Raw genomic sequence first — 6,244 nt, 5'->3', positions numbered from 1 at the left:
ATCCTCATGGGTGGGCGTGCTGCGCTCGAGATGGCCAACGTCGAACTCGGGCTCGCGTTGTCGGATGACGAGATCGACTACCTGGTCGAGAATTTCGGCCGTATGCAGCGTAACCCGACCGATGTCGAACTGATGATGTTCGCGCAGGCCAACTCCGAGCATTGCCGTCACAAGATCTTCAACGCCGACTGGGTGATCGATGCGCGGCCAATGGGCAAGACCCTGTTTGGCATGATCCGCGAAACCCATGCTGCGCACCCGCAAGGCACGGTGGTGGCCTACAAGGACAACGCCTCAGTGATCGAGGGCGCGACCGTGCCCAAGCTCTATCCGGATGCCGACGGGCGCTGGCGCTACGTGGAGGAGATGACCCCCATCCTCGCGAAAGTTGAGACGCATAACCATCCGACCGCGATCTCGCCCTTCCCGGGTGCTGCGACCGGCGCCGGCGGCGAGATCCGTGACGAGGGCGCGACTGGCCGCGGCTCCCGGCCAAAGGCGGGTCTGACCGGCTTCTCGGTGTCGAATCTCTCTATCCCCGGTTTCGAACAACCCTGGGAAAAACCCTATGGCAAGCCGGATCGCATTGCCTCGGCGCTCGACATCATGATCGAAGGGCCGATCGGCGGCGCCGCGTTCAACAACGAGTTCGGTCGTCCCAACCTTGCCGGCTATTTCCGCAGCTTCGAGCAGGAGGTCATGGGCGAGATGCGCGGCTATCACAAGCCGATCATGATCGCCGGCGGTCTCGGCAGCATCCAGGATGGCCAGTGCGAGAAGATCGCCTTCGCACCGGGCACACTGCTGGTCCAGCTCGGAGGTCCTGGCATGCTCATCGGCCTCGGTGGCGGCGCTGCCTCGAGCATGACCACCGGCACCAATACCGCCGATCTGGACTTCGCCTCGGTGCAGCGCGGCAACCCCGAGATCCAGCGTCGCTGCCAGGAGGTCATCGACCGCTGCTGGCAGCAGGGCGAGGCCAACCCGATCCTGTCAATCCATGACGTCGGCGCTGGCGGTCTTTCAAACGCCATGCCCGAGCTGGCCGAATCGGCCGGTCTCGGTGCGCAATTCGAGCTGCGTGAGGTGCCGATCGAAGAACCGGGCATGAGCCCGCGCGAAATCTGGAGCAACGAATCGCAGGAACGCTACGTGCTGGCGATTGCGCCGTCGCGGCTCGACGAGTTCCGTGCGATCTGCGAACGCGAACGCTGCCCATTTGCGGTGCTCGGCGCAGCCACCGCCGACGGCCACCTGACTGTGAGCGACCGCCATTTCGGCAACAAGCCTGTGGACATGGAAATGCAGGTGTTGCTTGGTAAACCGCCCAAGATGACACGCAATGTGTCGCGCCGCGCCACCCACCTGCCGCCGTTTGACGTCACCGACGTCGATCTGCGCGAGGCCTGCCTGCGGGTGTTGCGCTTGCCGACGGTGGCGAGCAAGAATTTTCTGATCACCATCGGCGACCGGTCGGTGGGCGGACTAACCGCGCGCGACCAGATGGTCGGACCCTGGCAGGTGCCGGTTGCCGATGTCGCAGTCACCTGCATGAGTCACACCGGTTACCTGGGCGAGGCCTTCGCCATGGGCGAGCGCACGCCGGTGGCCTGCGTCGATGCGCCGGCGTCCGGCCGGCTTGCGGTGGGCGAGGCGATCACCAACATCGCCGCAGCCGACATCGCTTCGCTTGGCCAGATCAAGCTCTCGGCGAACTGGATGGCCCCGGCCGGGCATCGCGGCGAGGATGCCAAGCTGTACGACACGGTGTCCGCGGTGTCCGCGTTCTGCGTAGAGGCGGGCCTGTCGATTCCGGTGGGCAAGGATTCGCTGTCGATGAAGACCGCGTGGCAGGACGAGGGGGCCGACAAGGCGGTGATCGCACCCCTGTCGCTGGTCGTCACGGCGTTCTCACCGGTGCAGGATGTGCGCCGCACACTGACGCCGCAGCTTCGCCTGGTCGAAGGAGAAGAAACCGAGTTGTTGTTGATCGACCTCGGCAACGGCCTTAACCGTCTCGGGGGCTCAGCGCTTACCCAAGTCTTCAATTCGGTCGGCGAACATGCGCCCGATGTCGCTCCGGCGCAAATGGTCGCCTTCTTCGACGTCATCCGGCGTCTGCGCAGCGAGGACCTGCTGCTTGCCTATCATGACCGCAGCGACGGCGGCCTGTTTGCGACCCTGTGCGAGATGGCATTCGCCTCTCATTGTGGCCTGTCCGTCGTGCTCGATACCGTGTGTTACGACGAGTACATGAACGATGTCGACGGCCTCGACAAGAAGCCGGACACCATCAAGGGCCGTCTGAACGATCGCCTGTTCGCCGGCCTGTTCGCCGAGGAGCTCGGTGCGGTCGTGCAGATCCGGCGCGAGGATCGCGCCCGTGTCACGGGTCCGCTGCGCGACGCCGGCCTGACTTATCACTTCCTCGGCGAGCCGAACGACAAGGACGAGATCCGTCTGTGGCGCAACGCCAAACTGGTGTTCTCGGCGACCCGTGGTGAGCTCGTGCAGACCTGGTCCGAGACCAGTCATCGTATTGCTGCCCTGCGTGACGACGCTGAATGTGCCGTGGAAGAGTTCCAGAGCCTTGCCGACGCGACCGACCCGGGTCTTTCGTTCCAACCACGCTTCGACCCTGCAGAGGACGTGTCCGCGGCGATGATCGTCACCGGTGCCCGTCCGCGCGTCGCCATCCTGCGTGAGCAGGGCGTGAATTCGCACAACGAGATGGCCGCGGCTTTTGAACGTGCGGGCTTCGATCCATTCGACGTGCACATGTCGGACCTGCAGTCAGGACGCTTCGATCTTTCGCAGTTCAAGGGACTCGCCGCCTGCGGTGGATTCTCCTACGGTGACGTCCTCGGTGCTGGACAGGGCTGGGCCAAGTCCATCCTGTTCAACGACAAGCTGCGTGCGAGCTTCGAAGCTTTCTTCGGGCGTGAGGACACCTTCGCGCTGGGCGTGTGCAATGGCTGTCAGATGATGGCGAATCTCGCCAGCATCATCCCCGGCGCCGAGCACTGGCCGACCTTTCACCGCAACCGCAGCGAGCAGTTCGAAGCCCGCTTCGTGATGGCCGAGGTGCTGGAAAGTCCCTCCATTCTCTTCGCCGACATGGCGGGCAGCCGCATGCCTATCGTCGTCAGTCATGGCGAGGGCAGGGCGGTGTTCCGCAATGCGTTCGATCAGGGCAATGTACATGCTGCCTTGCGTTTCATCGACAATCACGGCCAGCCGGCGGCGCGTTATCCGGCCAACCCGAATGGTACGCCCGACGGACTTACGGCCTTTACCACGCCGGACGGGCGCTTTACCATCATGATGCCCCATCCGGAGCGCTGTTTCCGCACGGTGCAGATGAGCTGGGCGCCAAGCACGCTTGGTGAGGATTCCCCCTGGTTGCGCCTGTTCCGCAATGCGCGCAAGTGGATTGGTTGAGCAAGCCGCCCGATATTGACTTGCGTCAAACTGTTTCCGTACAACTTGATGTAATTTTGTAACTATTAATTGACTTTATCCAACACCACAGAAAAAAGGCATGAGCCTCCATCGAACCCGCCGCTATCAGCGCCTAGCCTCATGGATCGCGACTTTCGCGATCGTGCTGGCGACTGTGGCGCCGACGGTCAGCCAGGCAATGGTTGCCTCCGGGATGATGGGGGATGGATGGGTCGAGGTGTGCACGTCCCAAGGGATGCGCTGGGTGGCGGTTGGCGACGAGACTCCGTCCGACGTCCCTGCCGAGTATTGTCACGGTGCGTGCGCCTATTGCTTTACCCATGCCGGCTCTTTCGGGCTTGTTCCCGGGTTCGACCCGCCAGTTTCACTCCATGATGAACATGCTGAACGGCTGACTGTCCGCTGTTCCACTCCACTGAGAGCCTCCAGTGTCTGGTCGTCGCACCTGACACGCGCACCGCCCCTGTCCGCCTGATTCTCCACCGCCTGTCGCGCGTAGTACATTGCTGCCTCGACACGTGATCCACTGGTTTTCAGGAATCGGACAACATGCTCTCAATGCTTCAGACCCTCAATGGGCGCTTCTTGCTTGTTCTTGCACTCGTCTCCGCTTCGCTCATCGGTTGCGGTGAGCAGAACGTACGCTTCAACGCTACCGACATTACCGGCGCAAATTACGGGCAGGATTTCGAGCTTGTCGATTCTCACGGCCAGCTGCGCACGCTTGAGGATTTTCGCGGCGAAGTGGTGATGATCTATTTCGGCTTCATCCAGTGTCCGGACGTCTGCCCCACGGCGCTGATGCGGGCGGTCGAGGTGAAGGATGCCCTGGGCCCCTCAGGTGACAAGTTCCGTGTTGTGTACATCACCGTCGACCCCGAGCGGGATACACCGGAAATCGTCAGCGCCTATCTTGCGGCTTTCGATCCCGGTTTCGTCGGTCTGCATCCCACGATGGAAGAGCTGCCCGAGGTCGCGAAGTCTTTCCGGGTGTTCTATCGCAAGGTACCCACCGGCGACAGCTACACCATGGACCACACCGCAACCAGCTTTGTTTACGACACGCAGGGCCGCTTGCGGCTTGCGGTCTCCCATTCCATGGAAGTGGCGCCGATCGTGGAGGATGTACGCACGCTTCTTCAGGCTGCCCGCTGATTCGCTTTACGTTGCTTTACCCACTTGAAAGGAACTCATCGTGAAAAAATCTCTTCTAGGCTCCATTCTCGCCCTGGCCATGGCACCCCTCTTCGCCCAGGTCACCGTTGAAGATCCCTGGGTTCGCGGCACGGTGCCGAAACAACAGGCTACGGGCGCATTCATGATGCTCACCGCTGAAACCGATGCACGACTGGTGGCTGCTGAGTCGCCGGTCGCCGGCGTGGTCGAGATCCACGAAATGGCGATGGAGAACGACGTCATGAAGATGCGCGAGATTCCCGCGCTTGACCTTCCCGCCGGTCAAACCATGGAACTGAAGCCGGGTGGTTACCATGTCATGTTGATGCAACTGAAGGAGCAGATGGTCGGCGGTACCGTGGTGCCGATCACGTTGATCTTCGAGGACAGCGCCGGCGAGCGCTTCACCCAGGAGATCGAAGCGCGGGTGACCGCACTCGGTGCAGCACGTGAAGGCGCGGACAAGCCGATGCAACATCAGCACGGCCATCGTCACTGAGCCCCTTTACGCGAGCCAGACAAAGCCTGTTGCGATGAACACGATGCAAGCAAAATGTGAAGGACAAGCGGATGCCTAGGCATCTTCGGTTCCTTCCCGCACGCCGACGCCTTGCCGCGTCGGCGTGTGCGCTGCTTGTTCTGTTCAGCGCCTTGTTCCCGCTCATGGCTCAGGCGGGCAACCGCTTCTTCGGCCTAGTCACTTGGGTCGAGCTGTGTACCGGTTACAGCATGGAGGTCATCGCGATCGACCGCGATGGCAATCCGGTCGACCCGGATGAGGAATCCGGCACGCGCTGTCCGATCTGTACGGTCTGCGCAGCTGCTTCGATCCTGCCTCCGTCTACAAGTCCCGCCCCGGCTCCCGAATTCGTCGGTCATTACTTGCCCAGCCGGGGCTACGTCCAGCCGGATACGGCTGAACACGTTCACCACCAGTCACAGCCCAGAGCGCCGCCTGTGGTCGCCGGCTGAGACTCCCTGTCAGCACGCGCCGCTGTATTGGCGCCTGACTGAGTCCCTGACGCTGAAACGCTCCCGATAGCTTGAGGTTCTCCGCGCTGTCCGAACGGCCGTCGGTGCCAGTTCGTGACTTGTGCTGCCGACGCGCTGCTGTCGTGTGCGGGTAAAGCATTCGACAGAGTCCGGGCCTCACGCGGGGGGCGCTACCCCAATCCACTCAGAACACGTTTTGCTGCCAGTCCAGGCGGCAGGGCACCGCTTTATCCACTCACCATGAGAAATGCACCATGAAATCACCTCCGCTGCCTGCTTCCCACTCCGCCGACTTCGCGACTCGTCGCCCGCGTTTGAGCGGACTTGCGTTTGCCATGAGCGTCATGGTGCTTCCTTTCGCCGCTACCGCCAATCCGACTGTACTGAGCCCAACGGTGGTGACCGCATCGCCCATGGCGGAGCCGCTGACTGTGGTTACCGATCCGCGCGCCCCACGTCAGCCGATTCCGGCGCAGGATGGCGCGGACATCCTGAAAACCATCCCCGGATTCTCCGTCATCCGCAAGGGTGGTACCGACGGTGACCCCGTGTTTCGTGGCATGGCCGGCTCGCGTTTGAACATCCTGCTCGACGGCGAACACATTCTCGGTGG

6 protein-coding genes are annotated in these 6,244 nt (G+C 62.3%); all 6 read left to right on the top strand.

All coding sequences use genetic code 11. The annotated features are described in order from the left end of the window. A partial coding sequence (gene purL / locus GPA21_RS18730) for a phosphoribosylformylglycinamidine synthase (RefSeq protein ID WP_168989605.1) occupies positions 1-3,441 on the top strand: 3,441 nt, incomplete at its 5' end. 100 nt (positions 3,442-3,541) lie between these two features. Further along, positions 3,542-3,937 (top strand): DUF2946 domain-containing protein, encoded by a 396-nt coding sequence (locus GPA21_RS18725; RefSeq protein WP_168989604.1) that lies wholly within the window; start codon positions 3,542-3,544, stop codon positions 3,935-3,937. A 74-nt stretch (positions 3,938-4,011) separates the two neighbouring features. Continuing rightward, entirely contained in the window at positions 4,012-4,617 is a 606-nt protein-coding gene (locus GPA21_RS18720) for an SCO family protein (protein ID WP_246262054.1), read from the top strand. Between the two features lie 40 nt (positions 4,618-4,657). After that, positions 4,658-5,137 (top strand): copper chaperone PCu(A)C, encoded by a 480-nt coding sequence (locus tag GPA21_RS18715; RefSeq protein WP_339379820.1) that lies wholly within the window; start codon positions 4,658-4,660, stop codon positions 5,135-5,137. A gap of 71 nt (positions 5,138-5,208) precedes the next feature. Further along, on the top strand, positions 5,209-5,610 hold the full coding sequence (locus GPA21_RS18710; protein WP_168989603.1) for a DUF2946 family protein: 402 nt from the start codon (positions 5,209-5,211) through the stop codon (positions 5,608-5,610). Positions 5,611-5,885: 275 nt separating this feature from the next. Next, positions 5,886-6,244, top strand: a 359-nt coding sequence (locus tag GPA21_RS18705) for a TonB-dependent receptor plug domain-containing protein (protein WP_281355969.1), incomplete at its 3' end; no start/stop codon positions are given.

This window comes from Azoarcus taiwanensis (genome assembly GCF_012910885.1).
GTDB lineage: Bacteria > Pseudomonadota > Gammaproteobacteria > Burkholderiales > Rhodocyclaceae > Azoarcus_F > Azoarcus_F taiwanensis.
The sequence above is the reverse complement of the archived record's forward strand: the minus strand, read 5'-3'. Positions and strand labels throughout refer to the sequence as shown.

Coding starts and splice junctions, on each gene's coding strand:
- GPA21_RS18720 (WP_246262054.1), top strand. CDS start 4,012: ATGCTCTCAATGCTTCAGACCCTCAATGGGCGCTTCTTGCTTGTTCTT.
- GPA21_RS18710 (WP_168989603.1), top strand. CDS start 5,209: ATGCCTAGGCATCTTCGGTTCCTTCCCGCACGCCGACGCCTTGCCGCG.
- GPA21_RS18725 (WP_168989604.1), top strand. CDS start 3,542: ATGAGCCTCCATCGAACCCGCCGCTATCAGCGCCTAGCCTCATGGATC.